The 20,073-nt window shown below is 34.1% G+C and carries 14 protein-coding genes; 12 read left to right on the forward strand and 2 right to left on the reverse strand.

What is annotated here, in order from left to right; translation table 11 throughout:
- The first annotated feature begins 37 nt into the window (after positions 1-37).
- The 10 genes from A9G10_RS09730 to A9G10_RS09775 all read left to right on the forward strand — a co-directional run bounded on the left by A9G10_RS09730 (position 38) and on the right by A9G10_RS09775 (position 16,342).
- On the forward strand, positions 38-1,435 hold the full coding sequence (locus A9G10_RS09730) for a TolC family protein (RefSeq protein WP_179855830.1): 1,398 nt from the start codon (positions 38-40) through the stop codon (positions 1,433-1,435).
- Positions 1,436-1,454: 19 nt separating this feature from the next.
- Entirely contained in the window at positions 1,455-2,015 is a 561-nt protein-coding gene (locus tag A9G10_RS09735) for a hypothetical protein (protein WP_065559338.1), read from the forward strand.
- Between the two features lie 93 nt (positions 2,016-2,108).
- On the forward strand, positions 2,109-3,407 hold the full coding sequence (locus tag A9G10_RS09740; protein WP_065559339.1) for an HlyD family type I secretion periplasmic adaptor subunit: 1,299 nt from the start codon (positions 2,109-2,111) through the stop codon (positions 3,405-3,407).
- Between the two features lie 27 nt (positions 3,408-3,434).
- Positions 3,435-7,322, forward strand: a complete 3,888-nt coding sequence (locus A9G10_RS09745) for a beta strand repeat-containing protein (RefSeq protein ID WP_065559340.1) — start codon at positions 3,435-3,437, stop codon at positions 7,320-7,322.
- A gap of 26 nt (positions 7,323-7,348) precedes the next feature.
- Positions 7,349-11,272: a beta strand repeat-containing protein gene (locus tag A9G10_RS09750; protein ID WP_065559341.1), complete on the forward strand. Its 3,924-nt coding sequence runs from the start codon at positions 7,349-7,351 to the stop codon at positions 11,270-11,272.
- Between the two features lie 15 nt (positions 11,273-11,287).
- Positions 11,288-13,330: an ATP-binding cassette domain-containing protein gene (locus A9G10_RS09755; protein WP_065559342.1), complete on the forward strand. Its 2,043-nt coding sequence runs from the start codon at positions 11,288-11,290 to the stop codon at positions 13,328-13,330.
- A gap of 339 nt (positions 13,331-13,669) precedes the next feature.
- Entirely contained in the window at positions 13,670-14,677 is a 1,008-nt protein-coding gene (lpxK, locus tag A9G10_RS09760) for a tetraacyldisaccharide 4'-kinase (RefSeq protein ID WP_065559343.1), read from the forward strand.
- 2 nt (positions 14,678-14,679) lie between these two features.
- Positions 14,680-14,865, forward strand: coding sequence for a Trm112 family protein (locus A9G10_RS09765; RefSeq protein ID WP_065559344.1), 186 nt, complete (start codon positions 14,680-14,682; stop codon positions 14,863-14,865).
- Positions 14,866-14,881: 16 nt separating this feature from the next.
- The gene (kdsB, locus tag A9G10_RS09770) at positions 14,882-15,646 is read left to right on the forward strand and encodes a 3-deoxy-manno-octulosonate cytidylyltransferase (protein ID WP_065559345.1); all 765 of its coding nucleotides are present in this window, start codon (positions 14,882-14,884) and stop codon (positions 15,644-15,646) included.
- A gap of 3 nt (positions 15,647-15,649) precedes the next feature.
- Complete coding sequence (locus A9G10_RS09775; protein WP_065559346.1) at positions 15,650-16,342, forward strand: DUF2461 domain-containing protein; 693 nt, start codon at positions 15,650-15,652, stop codon at positions 16,340-16,342.
- Between the two features lie 80 nt (positions 16,343-16,422).
- On the opposite strand, the gene A9G10_RS09780 is transcribed toward A9G10_RS09775, so the two are convergent.
- Both A9G10_RS09780 and A9G10_RS09785 read right to left on the reverse strand, forming a co-directional pair.
- Positions 16,423-17,085 (reverse strand): MarC family NAAT transporter, encoded by a 663-nt coding sequence (locus A9G10_RS09780; RefSeq protein ID WP_065559347.1) that lies wholly within the window; start codon positions 17,083-17,085, stop codon positions 16,423-16,425.
- A 108-nt stretch (positions 17,086-17,193) separates the two neighbouring features.
- Positions 17,194-17,712 (reverse strand): single-stranded DNA-binding protein, encoded by a 519-nt coding sequence (locus tag A9G10_RS09785; RefSeq protein WP_065559348.1) that lies wholly within the window; start codon positions 17,710-17,712, stop codon positions 17,194-17,196.
- 213 nt (positions 17,713-17,925) lie between these two features.
- Here A9G10_RS09785 and corA point away from each other — a divergent pair, with 213 nt between their 5' ends.
- On the forward strand, positions 17,926-18,867 hold the full coding sequence (gene corA, locus A9G10_RS09790; protein WP_065559349.1) for a magnesium/cobalt transporter CorA: 942 nt from the start codon (positions 17,926-17,928) through the stop codon (positions 18,865-18,867).
- Between the two features lie 225 nt (positions 18,868-19,092).
- Entirely contained in the window at positions 19,093-20,061 is a 969-nt protein-coding gene (gene glk / locus A9G10_RS09795; RefSeq protein WP_065559350.1) for a glucokinase, read from the forward strand.
- Positions 20,062-20,073 lie beyond the last annotated feature (12 nt).

Consider the following 20,073-nt stretch of genomic DNA (forward strand, 5'->3'; position numbering starts at 1 on the left):
TTATTTTTAAATAGTTATTTGTTATATGGATTATGTTGTGAAAAATAAAATTATCGTATTAAGTGTGCTTTCGTCCCTTATGATTGGTTGTACTGTTAAACATGAGCTACCAAATACCCAAAATACTTACGAAGCAAATGAAAATATTCTATTAGCTAATAAACAATTACCTAGTATATTGCAAAATGGTTTTGATATTGAATCAAGAGGATTATCTTTAGCAGAAGCCATAGAACTTGCTCAATATTACTCCTTGCGTACTGTTTCTGCGAACTCGAGATTAGAAGAAGCAGATGCAAGAATAGATGAAATGAAAGCAACATACTATCCTAAAGTTAATGTGTTAGCTAAAACTCGCGATAAAGCCTTCGATCGAATGAGCTCGATATCAAGGTCTAATGATGAATATGCTCAAGCTCAGGTCTCTTTTCAATATAACCTGCTTGATTTTGGTCGTACACGTTATAGTGTAGATAGCGCAAAACAACTTCGTGAATCAGCTAAATATGTTGCTGATTATGAAAAAAATAAAGTTACATTCAATGTAGTGAAAGCTTATTTTAATGTGCGTCGTTACACTCAACAAAAAGATTATGCTCAAGATTATATAAAAGAAATGTCACAACTTGTAAATACTATTGGTGTACAAGTTACAGGAGGGCTTTCACCTCAGTCAGAATTAATCAGGGCACAATTAGCATTAACCAATGCACAAAATGCTTCTAAATCAATTGAACTTCAATTGAAAAAATCGATTCAAGAGTTAAATTCTTTGTTAGGTCGTTCGGCGCCAACCCATCCTGTAAAATTAAAAGAAGTATTTATTACAAGTCAATTATATGACCAAATCTTGAATAATGTGTTGGAAAATAACCCTGATATTAAATCTTCTGAGGCTCAGTTAAACAGTGCTCGTTCAGAAATTGAGGTTGCAAAAAGTGCGCGATATCCGTCAGTTGATGCTGTTGGCTCGTATAGTAAACCTTTCCAACATCCAAGTGATAAAAATGGCAATTTCATCGGTGGCAAAGTTTCATTACAAGTTAGTATGCCTGTATTAGATGGTGGTATTAATTCATCAAGAATCAGTCAAGCAGTAGCTCGATATAGTTATAGTATGGCTTCTTACAATCAACTGGTACGTGATATTAAAGAAGTTTCAAATAATTTGGTAGAAGATGCGCTTAATTCTACTGATACTTACCTAATACAATCGAAAGCCGAAGATGATGCAAGTAGAACTCGCAAATTATATATGGATGAATTTATTTTAGGTAAACGTAATCTAAACGATTTATTAACCGTAGAAACAGATTACTTTAGTGCGAAAGTAAGTCGATCATCAGCATTATATGATTATTATCTTTCTACACTCGGTTTATATTTACTTGCTGATAAGTTAGATGATGGAATGTTCAAACTTAGCTTAAAATAATGAAAAGAAAGGTATTTCTATGAAATCAAATTCACATTTCTGGCCAGCATATGTTGATATGATGACAGTATTATTACTTGTGTATCTTTTAATCACGTTACTTTTTCAAATATTAATGATTATTGCTCAACAAAATGTTGGGATTAAATTGCGTGAGCGTAATCAATTAGTGACTAATGTTTATAAGTATGATCAGGGGGTCAATCCAAATGAATTACGTCTGGATTTTCAGGGACCTAAAAATCGAAATTTCTTAACAGAAGCAAATAAAGAAAAATTGATTAAATGGATTGATGCTAATAAAGACCAAATTGAAGAAAAAGGTGCTGTTATTTTTGCTACCTCCTCAGATGATGCACAAGTTGGTTTTTCTTTAAGTCTACAATATCAACGAAGTTTAGAAGTGTTTAGTATTTTACAATCTCGAAAAGTTTCCGTTCAAAAAGTAAAAATAGAAAATGCTTCTGTTAATAGGAGTGATATTGGATTTGTATCTATCCGTATATTACGCGATGATGAAGTCAATATGGTTGAAAATCAGCCTTCAGAGATTCAAAGTCAAAGAATGATACAGAACTAAAATATAGGCATAATAAATTACTAGAACAGGTAAATTAAAGTGGTCATCGTTGCCAACTAATACCAACAAATTAATGACAATATTTGAATCAAAATGAAAGATAGATTTAGAGAAAAATTTCAAGATGGAGTGGTAGTTTTAAAAAAACTAGCTAACTATATGCCAACAGGAATAGCAGGTAGAACACTACTTGTTATCGTTCTATTTCTAATTTGGATTTCGTTATTTAAAGTTGATGTGTTAGTTAAAGGTGTTGGTGTTATTCGTGTCGAAAGTCGAAATATCACTCTCCAACACCCTGAGGGTGGCGTAATTCAACAACTTTTGGTACATGAAGGGCAACATGTTACTAAAGGACAATTAATTGCGATTGTTGATAATAGCTATGTTAATGAAAGCTTTGCCAAAAATGAAATTGAACGCAAAGCATTATTGGTTAGAATAGAACGACTTAATGCAGAATTAAGTAATGAAAAATTTGAACCTAAATTTACGGGTGACAAATCATTAGATGAAATTATAACGAATGAATTGCATTTATTTGATTCAAGATCCGTAGCTTTAAGGGCTCAAAAACAAGTTATTAATGCTCAAGTAGAACAGAAGAAAGCGCAAATTTTAGAATTGGTCACTAAAATTGATGACCTTAGCAAACAAGCGGAGTTGGCTAAACAAGAAGTACAGCTGTACAAAAACATGGTAGCTAAGGGAGCAGCAGCACAAGGAGCTTTGCTTCAGAAAAAACTTGAAAATCAGCAAATACAAACCGCACTTAATGAGTCCAGATTAAGAGTACCACGATTAAATAGCGAACTTTCAGAATATGAAGCAAGATATGAACAGATTCAAGCTGACTTCATATCTGATGTTCAAAAACAACTAACCCAAGTTAATATCAATTTAAGCGATGTTGATAACTCGCGAACGCACAGTGAAGGACGACGAGAAAATTCAAAAATTGTCAGTCCTGCCGATGGTGTAGTTCAGCGTCTGTTTGTTGCTCATACAGGTGCAGTTATTCGAGCAGGGGGAGAAGTAGTTGAAATAGCACCTTCAGAAGTTCCTCTCATTGCTGAAGTAAAAGTAAGACCAGAAGATAGGGATCGTATTTGGGAAAAAATGGTTGCAAGATTGCATATCAGTGCTTTTGACGTTTCATATGCTAACACACTAGAGGGAAGAGTATCTGTTATCAGTGCAGATGCTGTTTCAGACGAAAATTTAGGTCGATATTACCTTGTTAGTATTGAAGTTCCTTCTGAGAAATATAATGTAACTATGTACCCAGGTATGAGTGTCGATGCATATTTGCTGACTGGAAAAAGGACATTACTGGAATACTTTTTAAAACCCTTATTGTCAAACAGTTCTCTTGTTTTTTCCGAACCTTAACTTATTTAGATGAATGGATATAAATAGATGTCACAATATAATGAATTACCAATGCCTGCATCATCAGAAACAGCTGTTGTTCCTGTTACCTATGCAGAAAACTATATACCCGTTAATTATAAAGATGTTGAATTATTAATTAATGGTACTGATTTGATTGTTCAGTCTGGTGATAAGAAATTAATATTACCATTAGCTGCTAAACTAGCATCATTAGACCCAAATATATTTACTTTTTCATTTAAAGATGGGGTTACAATCAATGCTAATGAGTTGATTTCCAAGTCTCAATCTATTAACACTGCGCCAAAGTTAACTGAAAATAATGAATCTGATGTTACTGAAAAAAATGAGATGAAAGGGCAAGATGAACATGAAGTTATCGAACCTGTCGCTAATGAATCTGTTGAAATTATCGTAGTGAATAATTTAGACAGTCAATTACAAAAAGATGAAGAGAGTGTTGAAGATCTTGAAAAGCTTATTTCAAAAAATTCTTCATCAACTATCAGTGATAATGATAACAATATTTCAGAAAATATCCCGTATCCTTCAACATCCGATACAGCCGAATCTTCTAAGGAAAAATTTATTGCAGAATCTCATGAAATTATCGATATCAATGATAATAATAACAATAACGATGATAGCTCTGATGAAATCGATATTCCTTCAATAAAGTTATTACAAATCAAATCGGTTGTTAATAACTGGAGTAAAATTTGGATAGCGGGTACTGGTAATGATGAAGCAGCTGAATCAGAAAATTTTAATATCCAATATGAGAATATTCATATAGATCTATCGGGAGAAACAGAAAATTGGACAATTTACGCTAATGATGAAACGAAGCTACCTATTGGGCAAATAGGTCGCGTTATAGAAATTAATGATGCAACAAGTGTCGTTTCTGTTACTGGTCAACTCGGAAATATGAAAATTATTACAGCTGATTCGGCACTCGGTAAAGAATTTGGATTAGCTGCAAATCAATTTTTAATTATTTATCCTGAAGGAATAAAATCGTCTTTTAGTCTTGCTTTTAGCTATATTGATAATCAAGGCAATACAGTAAATGAACAGGCTAATTTTGATATTACCGATCACCCAGCAATTATTGTTGATAATACTGGGCATTTTCAACTTTCATCAACCAAAAATAATGTTGATATCACCGCTGGTAGTGGTGATGATACTATTTTCGCAGGCAATCAAAATGGACATTATGATGGAGGTGCAGGTACAAATACAGTTAATTATAGCCAACTTAAAGAATCACTGGTTATTGATTTAAATAATGGAAAAACTGACGCCAAAAATACCCACCATACATTAAAAAATATTCAAAATGTAATTGGAAGCAATAATGGCGATACCATAATTGGGCATAGCCAAGAAAATAATATACTCACTGGCGGTGATGGTAATGATACGATTATGAGTGGTGGGGGTAACAACATTATTGACGGCGGTAAAGGTATCAATACCATTGCCTTTGAAAATGTGACTAGCGGTGTTCACGTTGATTTATCTGCAAATAAAGTCATTAATAACGGTAATGGTGGCTCAGACTCAGTTAAAAATATTCAAAATATCACTGGTAGTGATTTTGATGATATTTTAATAGGCGATGATCAAGACAATCTCATTGTTGGTGGTAAAGGTAATGATACTTTATCAGGTCGAGGTGGAAATAATACACTCGATGGTGGTGAGGGAATTAACACCGCTGACTATTCAGACGCGGAAACTGGAATTGAAGTGGATTTAACAAAAGATAATAACCAAGTTGAAGATAATGGATTCGGTGGAAAAGATACATTAATTAATATCCAAGCTATTGTTGGAAGTGATTATGATGATAAATTCATAACAGGTGTTGGCACTACCATTATTGATGGTGGCGCTGGTGATGATCACTTTAAAGTTAGTGGTAATGAAGCGAGCATCACATTTTTAAGTGGAAATAGTGGTAATAACACCTATGAAGCAGGAGCAGGATTTAACAATTATTTAGGGGGAACAGGTTTTGACACCCTTAGTTATGTAAATGCAGCTTATGGAATTAGCATTGATTTCAATAAAAGTATTGTTTATGACAATGGCTTCTCAGGCATCGATATTTTAAAGGATATTAATAAAGTCATTGGAACTAATTTTGATGATTATTTCGTTTTAGGTAATGGTGATCATTCAGTCGATGGGGGTCTTGGTAATAATACAATCATAGCAGGTTCTGGCAACAATAAAATTGATGGAGGAAGTCAAGGCGCAGGTTTCATTAATACTGTTGATTACAGTAATGCAACTTCAGGTCTGGAAATGGATTTAGTAACGGGTGATGTTGCTAAAAATGGCTTTGGTGGTCAAGATAACATAACAAACATTCAAAAAATTATAGCGACTGATTTTGATGATGTGATCTACAGTAGTGCTAACGATCTAAGTATTTTAGCTGGGGCTGGAAATGACACAGTTTACGGCAATTATGGTAATGACATTCTTGATGGTGGAGAAGGTGTAAACACATTAAGATATGATGCTCTCAGTGACGGTGTTACTATCAATATGAGTAACGGAACTGTTACTAAAACCTCTGGTACAGATAATTTTACCAATTTCAATACTTTTATTGGTTCAAAAGGCAATGATGTTTTCATCGCTGCAGCAGGAAATCAAACAATTGATGGTAGCTCAGGTCATGATGCCATAGATTATAGTGGTATGTCTGGAAGAATGGTCGCACATCTTGATACTAATCAGATTGATGATGATGTTAAAGATAGACATTTATTTCATCACACCGTAAAAAATATTGATGAAGTTAGATTTTCAAATGCTTCAGGTAATATTGGCTATACTAAAACATCGGGTTCAACAAAGTTTGTCGGCGGTTCATTAAATGACACCTTCTATATTTTAGGCGGAAATAATGAAATTTTTGGTGGAAGTGGCACAGATATAATCAGTTATCGATACTCTACTACTGGAAAAGGTGTTGTAGTAGAACTCAATCAAAGTGGTACAGGTTATGCAACACAAAATAGCTATGGTGGTAAAGACCATATTGTGAATGTCGAAACCGTTTATGGTACCGAATTCAATGACTATATTAAATCTTTCGCTGAAATGAGAGGATTTTCTGGTAACGATACACTAGAAGGCGTTGGTAAAAATGCGTGGGTTGATTATGGCGATGCATCAAATGTGGATATCGATTTAGAAAAAGGTATTGCTGTAAAAAGCGGTGGGGGAACCTCAGGTACAGATAAACTAATCAATATCAATAAAGTTGTAACTGGTTCGGGTGATAGTATTGTTCGAGGCAATGATAACGACAATGTTATAACCGGACGATTTGGAAACGATACATTTTACGCTTCTAAAGGAAACGATAGTTATAATGGCGATCGCGGTAATGATACTTTAATTTATAATGAATTAAATAATACTAAAATTGAAGTTAATCTTAATACTAACACAATTGTCAAAACCCATGATAATGGTAATCAAGGTGTGGACAACTATAAAAGTATTGAAAACATCATTGGAACCAATGGTAATGATATATTCAAAATTACCTCATTAGCAGATTTAAATGGCTATCAATGTATTGACGGAGGTCAAGGATTTGATGTTGTTAAAAAATCTGGTCAAACAGATAATTTCTTTTTTGGAAGTTCAACTATTTTTAAACATATAGACAGTTTTGATTTCAAAGACAATAGCATGGATAGAATTTCCATTGATTTATCGACCTTTTTTGATGCTTTGGATACAGATTCAGTTGAATTTGTTTTAGATAGTAATGACAGTTTAGCATTAATAAATTCTTCTTCTTGGTCACATAGTGTAAATGGTTCAAAAGAAATTTGGACAGATGGCACACATGAATTAATCGTTGACCGAGTATAAATAGAGATAAGAAGTGAGACAAGTTTATGAGTAACACAAATACAGCCTTAACACCGATGGAGCCAGCTCTTTCAATTATTCCTTTTACTTATGAAGACAATAAAATTAATGCTTCATGGGAAAAAGATAAAGTATCTTTGTCAATTAATGGTTCGGATTTAATCATTACTACAGGTGACAATCGTAAATTGATTTTAACGATGGGAGCCGAATTAGCTTCTTTAAATGGAGGCGTGCTTTCATTAGCATTTAATGATGGAAAAAAATTAAATTCATATGAAATTATGAGTTTAGCGAAAATTGAAGACATTACACCAGAGATCATTGAAACAAAAGCACCTGAACAACTTACCACTAAAGAGGATGATATCACTGTCGAAAGTGTCGAAGATAAAACGGTTGATCTCACGACAAACATGACAGACAATTTTATTGTTATTGATACAAGTGGTGGTGCAGACACGTCATCAAATGAAATTCAATCTTCACTTGAAAATATGATGGATTTAGACATGCAAGTGAAGCCTACAAAACTTAAGTCACCTCATGCAGATATTGTCTTTAAGAAGAGTTCATCATCCAGTTCAGATTCAGAAAAGTATCAATCAAGTATCGATGGTGAAGTTCCTATTGTTGAAAGTAAACCACCTGCAAGTATTACGCCAAAGATGCCTAATGTTAAACTTTATCAGTGGGAAGGATTAATAGATAGTGCTCAACATGTTTACGACGTCGGTGGTGGTAATCTATCAGCAAGAACGGATGTTACAGCCAATGCGCAGTATTCAACAACACTGGTTGATCTTTCGCAAGAAAATGCTGATTGGACGGTTAACGTAGCAAATCAAAATTATATTGAAGAAGGTAAAATTCTTCGTATTGTCTCTTTTGATGATGCTCAATCAATAGGTAACATAACAGGGCTTCCTTCTGACTATGAAATCATTCGTGGCGGTACAGCGCAGGGTGATAAATATGGTTTATCGCTCAATGAAATCATTATTGTATATCCGAAAGATCAGATTAATAAATTCTCGATTTCGGTAACATACACTGATTCAAATGGAAAAACTGTAACAGAAGACTTTAATTTTTCAGTTGTTGATTCCCCTTCATCACTTATTGATATCGATGGAAACATATTGTTATCAAGTTCCGCTAATAATGTTCATGTTGTTGGCGGTGCTGGCGATGATGTCATTATTGCTGGCACAACACAAGATATTTATGACGGTGGAGCTGGAATTAATACTGTAGATTATAGCCAAGTAAAAGGTGATTTAATTATTGATTTACATACGAAAACTGTTACAGGAGCTGTAAATCAACAAGTTGAAAATATTCAAAATATTATTGGTAACAATGGTGATAATACCTTTATCGGAAGCTTAACAGAAAGTAACAACTTGATTGGTGGTGATGGCAAGGATATCTTTTTTGTTGGTGGCGGCAAAGATAATCAGATAGATGGAAAAGGCGGTATTAATACAATAAGTTATGAAACCACTGATAACGGAGTTAACGTTGATTTAACTAAAGGCACTGTTACCGATGCATTTGGTCGAAATGACTCAATTCGAAATATTAATAACATTACTGGTACACGTTTTGATGATGTCTTAATTGGAGATGATAAAGACAATATTATAATTGGTAATGGTGGTAATGATATCCTAATAGGTATGGGGGGTAACAATACGCTAATAGGCGGTAATGGTGGAAATAGTACAGCCAGTTATCAAGAATCCGCAAAAGGAATTAATGTTGACCTTTCTAAAACAGATAAACAAGTTATCAATAATGGCTTTGATGGTTCTGATACTTTAAAGAATATTCAATCAATAAAAGGTAGTCAACATGATGATATCTTTAAAACTGCCAAAGGTAGTATAACAATATATGGTGGTGAAGGTAATGATACCTTTTATATTGAAGGTGATGCAATTAGTCGAGCTGTAATTCACGGTGAAGCAGGTAATAATCTTTATGTTGCTGGGCAAGGTTATAACTCCTTTATTGGTGGTACAGGAATTGATGTTGTAGATTATCATCTAGCAACTTCGGCCATTGATGTAAATCTTAAAACACGACGTGCCTATTCAAATGGTTTTGGTGGTGCGGATCAGTTAACTAACATAAATGGCATTGTTGGAACAGATTTTGACGATCGTATTGAATTGGCTAATGACACTAATTATCTAATCAGTACTGGCGCTGGCGATGATTATCTTATTGTAGGCAAAGGCGGAATGTCTAATTATTATGATGGTGGAGATGGTGTCGATACTATCGATTATAGTAATGTCGCTAATGGCATTGAAATCAGCCTGAAAAATCAAGTAGCAACCAAAAATGGTACCAAAGATAGCAATGGTAATGATGGTGTAGATAGGGTCTCAAATTTCGAAAATATTGTTGGTTCAGCTTTTGATGATATTATTGAAGGAAGTGATGCTGATAATATTATTCATGTTGGTGGTGGGTCGGAAAATATCATCTACGGTTCGTTGGGTAATGACCAAATTATTGCTAAAAATAATGGAACGAATACGTTAGATTATAGTCGTTATTCTATTGTTGCGCAGAATTCTGGGATTGAGATAGACGCTACTAATGGAACAGTAATAAAAGATATCAACGGACAGGCATTTCAGGATAGTTTTACAGCGGGTGGATTTACAAAATTTGTTGGTACGGAATATGATGATACATTTATCATAAACCAGAGTACAACATTTGTTGACGGTAGTGGTGGAACTAACTCGCTTATTTTAGATGAAACAATGCAAGGATCGTATATTGTTGATTTAGAAAACAATCGTATTACAGCTAATAATTATGATGCTGAAATAAAGAATATAAATAATGTGACCATTAAAGGTGGTACTTTGCAGTTTTATGGAAACGAAACAGAAGGTAATACCGTTATTGCTGGTGCAGGTGATGATCATATCCATGCTAAAGGTGGTGATAATTTCATAGACGGTGGCGCTGGTAATGACTGGCTCTATTACGATGATGGAATTCAAGGTGTAGTTGTTTCGTTAGATGCAAACGGTAATGGTACGGCGACTAATGGTTTTGGCGGAAAAGATACGATAAAAAATATCGAAAACATACATGGTTCACAATATGACGATATAATATCAGGAAAAGGAATTTTAATTGGTGGTGATGGAAACAATACATTAATTGGCATTGGTAATAATGCAGTTGTTCAATATAAATCACCAAATGGAATTAAAGCAAATCTTGACACAGGTATAGTAAGCGATAATGGGTATGGTAAAGAAGATCGTATCGTGAATATACACAAAATCATTGGAACCGATAAAGATGATGAATTTTATGGTAGTAGTGTAAGTGATGAAATTCATACTGGTGCTGGAAATGATATTGTTTACGGCAGTAGTGGTAATGATAGAATAGTGAATACTAGTGGTAATACTAAAATAGATTATACTAATTTAAGAGAAGGTATAAGAGTTTATGTTACTAACAATAAAGATATGACTGTTTCTAAAGGAAATTGGGGGAGAGATACACTTACTTCCATTACCGATATTTCAGGAACTAATTTTAATGACGAGTTTCAATTCACTTCGCTATCCGATTTCAATCGATATCACTCAATTGATGGTGGTTTAGGTATAGATAGTGTTACCAAAAAAGGAAGAGCTGGAACGTTTGATTTTAGTGTCGTTAATAAAAATTTATTTAAACATATTGATATTTTCAATTTTAAAGATGGGGTAGCTGGTGATTTTATCCTCGTAAATTTAAGTGATTTATTTGAGAATATGGATAATAACAATATTCGATTTGATACCGATAGTACTGATTCATTACAAATTTTAGATAGTGCAGGTACTTGGGTACATTCTGAAATTTCACCGGGTGTTGATCAGTGGACAGATGGAACCCATACATTAACTTGGAATCATGTATAGGTATCAAATATCTTTATGAATAGTGAATTATCTACAAATTCTGGTGATATTTTTCAACTAAAGTCGGTCTTGTCAGAGGCCGCAAAAAAATTATCTTTGCCTGTTGGTCAATGGGAATGGCAGGAGCAGATTGGAAAATTAGATCAGACTGCTAACCAAGAGATGTTGTTTGAGTTAGCACAAAAATATCTTGGTATAGAACTATTTCCTTGTTCCGAAGAACATAATGCTGTTAATAAAGGGTTATATGTTGCTTTTGAAGAACAAACAGGATGGTCGCTGCTTACTGTTCATTCTAATAAGATAAAAAATGAAAAAAATGTTAAATTAGAAAAACTGCCAAAAGCGACTTGGCGTGTCTTGCTAACTGAAAGAAAAAATAAATTAAGTTGGCGTTCATTATTGGTTATGGGACAAAAAGAAAATAGGATTATCAGTCGTCTTTTTTGGACAACTCTGATAATCAATCTCTTTATCATGCTCATTCCATTATATTTAAATGCGATATATGATCGGGTAATACCCGGGCAAGCTGACTCTTCACTATGGACACTATCTTTAGGTGTAATGCTGGCTATTTTAGTTGAGTATTACTTTAGAATGGATAGAATAAAATTGGGGTGTGAATATTCATCTTTAGTACAATATCGTTTAGAACCTAAAATTATTTCTGAACTTATTCAAGTTATGCCTAGCTTTAAAACTCAATGGGGACGCAAAGTGATTGAGGCAATGAATAACTGGAATGTGTTTAGAATGCAGTTTTTAACGTTCTTTTCAAGCACGGTATTGGATCTGGTTTTCAGTCTGCTTTATTTTATTGTTATTGCGATTGTTGCGGGTTGGTTAATCGTTGTTCCTATTTTCATTTTTATATGTGCAATCGTTCGTATCACGCTTTTTTATTTTGAAAATAAATCTATTCCAACGATAAATGCTCAAGTTCCTTTTTCACCGACAACCCTTGAATATTATCAGTCTTCGGTTTCTTATAAAGAAGCGACTCATACCTTTCTAGCCGGTAATGAAAAAGCGCAGCAAAATGAACAAAAACGTTATATTATTCATAACCGCTGTAGTTCTTTTTTAATGGGTTTAACTAGTTTACAAACTGTGCTTGCCGTGATTGTCGCTTTTTACCTAATACAGACAGGTCATATGTCGCCAGCAGGTTTATTTGCGACAATTATTATTGGTGGTCGTTTGAGTCAACCGTTTTTCTCGTTAATGCATATGTTACCCAATCTTGAACGTATGACTAACTCCATGAAACAGATTAATGCGCTTCTTGATAAAGAACAAAATGAAAATGGATTATTAAGTGGCTTCAACGGACCTAAAAATGGTTGGGGGGCATCTAAAGTCAGTTTCAAATATCATCCTTCCTTACCTTGTTTAGACGATATCAGTTTGCAAATCAAGTCAGGTGAACGGATAGCAATAGTTGGTGGGCCAGGGTCAGGTAAAAGTACCTTACTAAAATTATTATTAGGTATTTTAGAAGCAGATGAAGGCAACATAACTTGGAATGGTTTTATGTTAACTAAATCTATTGCCGATTCGTTACGAAGTGAAACTCATTATCTATGGCAATATAGTGGTATTATCGGCGAAACAGTATACGAATATCTTACACTAAATAATAAATCTGACAAAATTTCGCATGATCGCGCTTTAGAAGTATTAAAGCAAGTGAATTTGCAAAATTTGTTACCTTTTTTAAATAATGGTCTTGATACTTATTGGCGTCAACTGCCTGTTCCGTTAACGACATTACAACGTCAAAAGTTAGCTTTAGCTCGATTTATTTTATCTCCGCATAATATATCATTTCTAGATAATCCTAGCGCCGAGTTAGACCCGAATACTGAGCAGTTATTGTTAGCACAACTTGATTTACGTGCAAAACAAGGACAAACAATGGTTATTGCAACAGACAGAACTAATCTTCTGAGCTTTGTTGATCGAGTTATTATGCTTAATGGTGGTAATATTGTTTTTGACGGAAATAAGCAAGATTTTCAACAATATTTGCAAAAAACATCTCAAGATAAATAAATTTGATTAATTACTGATAATCAATTCATTTTCTCAGTGATAAAAAAGGATTTGATAAGAATCCTTTTTTATTTATTGTTTCCCTTCTATATTAAAATTATTGTCAGTAATACTGAATGATTAAATATTCTTAAATTTAAACTTTTAACATTGGTTTAATCGATTTTAAAATTATAAAATAGGATAATTTTTTAAAAGGCTTACTTAACTATGCTTTGTTAGATTATTCTCAATGTATAAAGTAAAAATGACTAAAATGATTTGGATTAGTCAATAAACAGCAGAATAGATTACAATAGCAAATTTAATATAAAAGCATAATTCAATGGTGAATAAACAATGATTGAAAAATTATGGTATGGTAAAACACATTTTTATTGGTTACTGATGCCATTATCATGGTTGTATGGATTAATAACATTGGTTAGACGCCAACTCTACAAAACAGGAATATTAAAATCTTGGAAATCACCAGTACCTATCATCGTAATCGGAAACTTATCGGTAGGTGGAAATGGAAAAACTCCCTTGGTAATAGAATTAATTGAAGCTTTAAAGGCTAAAGGTTTAAAAATCGGTGTCGTTTCACGTGGATATGGTGGAAAAGCAGAAAGTTATCCTCTTATTTTAGATGAACAAACAACCACAGCACAAGCAGGGGATGAACCAGTATTAATTTATCAACGAACACATGTGCCTGTTGCCGTTTCTCCCAATCGAAGTCAAGCAGTACAAGCTTTATTAGATAACTATCAACTAGATGCAATTTTAACTGATGATGGTTTACAACATTATGCATTAAAGCGAGATATTGAAATTGTAGTTGTTGACGGTAAACGCTTATTTGGTAACGGTTGGTGGATACCGGCAGGGCCAATGAGGGAGCGACAAAGTCGATTAAAATCTGTTGATATTATTATTATTAATGGCGAAACTAAAAGTCATTTAGCTGAAAGATTTCCCGAAAAAACTTATACAATGCAACTAAAACCGCAATATGCAGTAAATTTATTAACAAAAGAAAAAATAGAATTGCATTTATTAAAAAATATCTGTGCTATGGCCGGTATTGGTGATCCCAACCGTTTTTTTACTATGCTAAATACACTCAAAGCTGATGTGATTAAAACAGTACCATTTGCGGATCACCAAAAATATACATTGCCATTGTTAGCGAATATTGCTACACAAGATCAAACCCTTTTAATGACAGAAAAAGATGCGGTAAAATGTTTCCAATTTACATTACCAAATTGGTGGTATTTACCCATAGAGGCAATATTGCCTAATCAGGTAACTAATCAAATCTGCTCATTGTTAGAAGAAATAAAATCTAAAAGAGAATAAAAATGAAAGAAATCCTCCTTAAGGCGCTAGCTTGTCCTAAATGTCATGGTGAACTTCAATATGATATTGAACAAAATAGTCTAATATGTCCAAAGGATAAACTTGTTTATCTAATCAAAGACAATATTCCTGTGTTACTGGAAAACGAAGCGAAAACACTGGATTCCTCAATTTCAGTTCACGAATAGGTAAAAGGTTTTAATTATGAATTTTTCGGTTATTATACCTGCAAGGTATGCTTCAAGTCGTTTACCGGCAAAACCGCTTGCTGATATTCATGGTAAACCTATGATTGTGCGAGTGATGGAGCAAGCCAAAAAGTCTTCAGCAAATCGGGTCATTATTGCAACTGATCATCAACAAGTATTCGATGTGGTGAAATCTTATGGCGGTGAAGTAATTCTGACTAGCAATAAACATAATTCGGGTACAGAACGATTAGCAGAAGTTATTAATGCCTATCAATTTTCTGATGATGAAATTATTGTGAACGTACAAGGTGACGAGCCGCTAATTCCGCCAATCATCATAGATCAAGTTGCTGAAAACTTAGTACAGTATAAAACAGGAATGGCAACATTAGCTGTTCCAATCGATTCAGCTGCAGAAGCATTTAATCCTGGTGCAGTAAAAGTTGTGACTGATAAAGATGGTTATGCACTCTACTTTTCACGAGCAACCATTCCTTGGGAAAGGGATCGCTTTGCAAAATCTGAAGATCTTTTCAAACAAACCAGTATTGGTGATTTTTATCTTCGACATATCGGGATTTATGCCTATCGAGCTGGTTTTATTCGTCAATATATCAATTGGGCACCTTCTACACTTGAACAGATTGAAATGTTAGAACAGTTGCGTGTACTTTGGTATGGTGAAAAAATTCATGTGGCGGTTGCAAAACAAGCACCTGCTATTGGGGTGGATACGCAAGAAGACTTAGAAAAAGTCAGAAAGTTATTCAAGGATTAAAATATGGCACAATTTTCTGGTTTTACTCAAACAGGACTTAATTTCTTACAAGATGTTTGGATTAATAATAGTAAAGCATGGTTTGAAGAGCACCGATCAATCTATGATAATGAATTGATCAAACCATTCCGGCTGTTAGTAGAACAGTTAACCCCCAACATGCTCAAAATTGATGAATGGTTTGAAACAAAACCCGCTATTGGTAAAACGATATCTCGCATACATCGTGACACACGTTTTTCGAAAGATAAATCGTTATATCGTAGTCGTTTATGGCTCACATTTAAACGACCAAACCGAGATTGGAAAGAAGCGCCAGCTTACTTTTTTGAAATAGCACCAGATTGCTATCGTTATGGACTTGGCTATTATTGTGCATCAAAGCAGACAATGGATATTTTTCGTGAAGAAATTCTTAATGACAGTGCAAAATTTTTAGACATGATTCGCTGTGTTAAAAAACCATTTGAACTTGTTGGTGAAAGTTATAAACGCCCTCTAATTAAAGATCAAGATCCAAAAATAGCAACGTGGTATAATCGAAAAAGTTTAGCCGCAATGGTCACTAACTCCAATATTGAGGATTTGCTAAACGGCGATCTACCTGACAAATTATCAAAGGGTTTTAAACAACTATTACCGCTTTATGATTATTTAATGCGGGTGGAAATGATAAAAAATATTCCTAATTTATGATTTAACACCATGATTAAATGAGCTAACCTAAGTAAACGACATTTTTTTAATAAACAACTTTTTTAAAATGATTTAGTTTCTTAAATATTGGGAAAGCTCATGATTAATTCTTTTACACCATTGATAATAAATTGAGTACCAACACAAACTAATAAGAATCCCATTATTCTTGACGTCGCTTCAATTCCACTTTTTCCCATAAAACGCATAATACTGCCTGCACTTCTCATACAGAACCAAAGGATAATACACAATAAAAGCGGAACAAAGATTGAAGATGTATAAACAACCCAACTTGAAATATCATAACCTCCACTTTTTACTGTTGAAGCCATACTGATAATCATTGCAATCGTTCCAGGACCCGCCGTACTTGGCATGGCTAGCGGTACAAAAGCAATATTATTCGATACTTCTTTCATTTTAGCATCGGCTTCTAATGTTCTATGAGAAGGTTGTTGAGGAAACAGCATTCTAAATCCAATAATACCAACAATCATACCACCAGCAATACGCAAGCCTGGAATGGAAATACCAAAAGTACTCATCACTAGTTGTCCACCATAAAAAGAAACAACCATAATGATAAAAACGTAAATACAAGTCATCTTAGATTGATAATTACGCTCTTCATTGGTCATATCACCCGACAAACCTAATAAAAGTACGACAGTAGTTAACGGATTAGTTAGAGGAATAAATAATATTAAACCAAAGCCAACAGTTTGTATCAGTTCAAACATAACACTATAAAATGAAAAAAATTGGTAGGTTATAAGTATAATTGAAATTAAAAAGATAAGATATATGGGCGCCTAATTACGCCCAATATTTTAAAAGGGAGAGGAAAATTAAAAAGGAATATCGTCATCAAAATCCATTGGTGGTTCAGGTGCTTTAGGTTGAGCAGCGGGTGCGGCTTGAGTTGCTGGGCGAGTTGCAGCGGCAGGCGCAGTTGAAATATTATTCGCACTTTGGCCCCAATTTTGTGCATTATCATCGAAGTTATCATTACCATTTCGTGAACTTAAAATTTGTAATGTGCCACCGATTGGATTAACAACAACTTCTGTCGTATAACGGTCGTTACCAGTTTGATCTTGCCATTTACGGGTTTGTAATTGACCTTCTAAATAAACTTGTGTTCCTTTCTTAATATATTCACCAGCAATTTCAGCTAATTTACCGAAAACAACCACACGATGCCATTCTGTACGATCGCGGTTTTCACCTGTTTGTTTATCTTTCCATGATTCTGAAGTTGCTACGCTAAAATTTGCAACAGCGCTTCCGTTTGGCATATAGCGAACTTCTGGATCCTGACCTAAATTACCCACCAAAATGACTTTATTTATTCCTCGGTTTGCCATTATAAACTCCTAAAAATTGCTTAAATAATTAATTTGCGTATTGTAACATGAGACAACAGCAACATCATCGTTTTTAATTTAATTCTGGAATATTACTTCTATTTTTAACATTACAAAAATAACTTTAGACATAGGAATTTAAAGATATTACGAGTATAATGCGCCACATTTGTTAATAGAATGTTCTAGAAACTTTTCTTTAAGGGGGGCCTTATGATTAATGCGTTTGGACTAAAGAACAAACAATTAGTAAAAGTTAATGAAGGCGACATCAACAATGCGGCTTGGATTGACTTAATTGAACCAGAAGAAGCCGATCGTGATTTTGTTTTAACTCATTTAGGACAAAATTTAGCAACCAGTATTGAATTAGATGATATCGAGGCCTCTGCACGTTTTTTTGAAGATAATGAAGGATTGCATGTTCACTCTTTCTTCTTTTATGAAGATGCTGAAGATCGGGCGGGAAATTCAACCGTTGCTTTTACAGTACACAATGGTCGATTATTTACCTTGCGTGAACGGGATCTGCCTGCTTTTCGTTTATATCGTATGCGATCTCGATATCAAAGCATGGTTGATGGAAATCCTTATGAAATATTGCTGGATTTGTTTGAAGTTAAAGTTGAACAGCTAGCCGATCAAATCGAAAGTATTTATAGTAAATTAGAAGAATTGAGCCAAGTAATTATGGACCGTTCTGCACAAGAGCAATACGACGAAGCTATGACATCGTTAGCTGAACTAGAAGATACGGCTTGGAAAGTAAGATTGTGCTTAATGGATAGCCAACGTGCGGTTAACTACCTTGTTCGCCGAGCAAAAATGCCGGCAGAACAACTTGAGCAAGCACGTGAAGTTATTCGCGATGTTGAATCATTGGTGCCACATAATGAATCATTATTTCAAAAAGTTAACTTTTTAATGCAAGCAGCAACAAGCTTTATCAACATTGAACAAAGTCGAATTATTAAAATTTTCTCAGTGGTATCAGTTGTATTCTTACCGCCAACTGTGGTTGCATCTGCATATGGTATGAACTTTGAGAATATGCCAGAACTGAAATGGGAATACGGTTATCCATTTTCATTATTACTCATGTTATTGGCCGGTGTAGCACCCTATATTTATTTTAAACTTAAAAAATGGTTATAAACATAGACGTTAATTATATGTTAACCTAGCCTTTTTAAGGCAGTGAATAAAAAAATGAGTTAATTTCAAAAGTTAACAAAGGGAACTGAGTGACTCCACGAACAACAAAGAGACAACAAGGTTGCCTTTTATGCTTTTTTAAACTCAATGACCAAATACAATAAGTATTGAAAGATATCGATTTTAGATCATTAGTAAAATTAGTTTGTCAAAAAAGGGAGTAACATGAGTCAGTACGCACTAGTCACCGACATCGGTGGAACCAATGCCCGTTTTGCATTGTTTAATTTAGTTACAAATGAGCTATCGGCAATCACAAAAATTCTCATTTCAAAAGAAGATATATTACTTACATTAATCAAAAATTATCTTCAAGCGCAAACCGTAAAAATTGAAATTGCGTGCATTGCCATCGCTTGTCCAATTGATGATACTGATACTGTTATTATGACAAATAACAATTTGTCATTTTCTCGTCGTGAACTAATTGAAGAACTCAAACTAAAAAAACTTGAGGTGATTAATGATTTTACAGCAGTCTCGACATCCATTCCAAGATTGTCACCGCAAGATTTGGTAAAAATTGGAGGGGATGAGCCTAATTTAAATTATCCTATAGCAATTTATGGTGCGGGAACTGGGCTTGGCGTTTCACATTTGATAAAAGTTAATCAGCATTGGGTAAGTTTGTCCGGTGAAGGTGGGCATACAGAATTACCCATGATAAATGAAGAAGAAGATCGTATTTTGGTTCAGTTGCGTAAAAAATTTGGACGAGTTTCAGCCGAACGATTTTTATCAGGAAATGGTATTATTAACATTTATCAAGCCCTACAGCAAATTAATCATCAACCATTAACTAATATCACTCCAGATATCATTGTCAACAAAGCACTAACAAACAGTTGTGATTTATGTTTGCAAACCTTAAATTACTTTTGTACATTTATGGGAAGATTTGGCGGTAATTTAGCATTAACGCTCAATACTCAAGGGGGAGTATATATTGCCGGTGGTATTGCTCCTCGTTTTATTGAATTTTTTAAAGCTTCGCCGTTTAGATCTGCCTTTGAATATAAAGGGCGAATGTCTACGCTGGTCAAAAAAATTCCTGTATATGTGATTACACATGAAGATCCAGGGCTATTTGGTGCAGGTGTTTATTTACAAAATAGTCTTCTAAATATTGATTAAAGGTTTTATTTT

The organism is Gilliamella sp. wkB308 (genome assembly GCF_001690185.1).
Lineage (GTDB): Bacteria > Pseudomonadota > Gammaproteobacteria > Enterobacterales > Orbaceae > Gilliamella > Gilliamella apicola_I.

Excerpts from the sequence above, each read along its gene's own strand:
- A9G10_RS09735 (WP_065559338.1), top strand. The coding sequence starts at position 1,455 with ATGAAATCAAATTCACATTTCTGGCCAGCATATGTTGATATGATGACA.
- A9G10_RS09740 (WP_065559339.1), top strand. The coding sequence starts at position 2,109 with ATGAAAGATAGATTTAGAGAAAAATTTCAAGATGGAGTGGTAGTTTTA.
- A9G10_RS09745 (WP_065559340.1), top strand. The coding sequence starts at position 3,435 with ATGTCACAATATAATGAATTACCAATGCCTGCATCATCAGAAACAGCT.
- A9G10_RS09750 (WP_065559341.1), top strand. The coding sequence starts at position 7,349 with ATGAGTAACACAAATACAGCCTTAACACCGATGGAGCCAGCTCTTTCA.
- A9G10_RS09755 (WP_065559342.1), top strand. The coding sequence starts at position 11,288 with ATGAATAGTGAATTATCTACAAATTCTGGTGATATTTTTCAACTAAAG.
- lpxK (WP_065559343.1), top strand. The coding sequence starts at position 13,670 with ATGATTGAAAAATTATGGTATGGTAAAACACATTTTTATTGGTTACTG.
- A9G10_RS09765 (WP_065559344.1), top strand. The coding sequence starts at position 14,680 with ATGAAAGAAATCCTCCTTAAGGCGCTAGCTTGTCCTAAATGTCATGGT.
- kdsB (WP_065559345.1), top strand. The coding sequence starts at position 14,882 with ATGAATTTTTCGGTTATTATACCTGCAAGGTATGCTTCAAGTCGTTTA.
- A9G10_RS09775 (WP_065559346.1), top strand. The coding sequence starts at position 15,650 with ATGGCACAATTTTCTGGTTTTACTCAAACAGGACTTAATTTCTTACAA.
- A9G10_RS09780 (WP_065559347.1), bottom strand. The coding sequence starts at position 17,085 with ATGTTTGAACTGATACAAACTGTTGGCTTTGGTTTAATATTATTTATT.
- A9G10_RS09785 (WP_065559348.1), bottom strand. The coding sequence starts at position 17,712 with ATGGCAAACCGAGGAATAAATAAAGTCATTTTGGTGGGTAATTTAGGT.
- corA (WP_065559349.1), top strand. The coding sequence starts at position 17,926 with ATGATTAATGCGTTTGGACTAAAGAACAAACAATTAGTAAAAGTTAAT.
- glk (WP_065559350.1), top strand. The coding sequence starts at position 19,093 with ATGAGTCAGTACGCACTAGTCACCGACATCGGTGGAACCAATGCCCGT.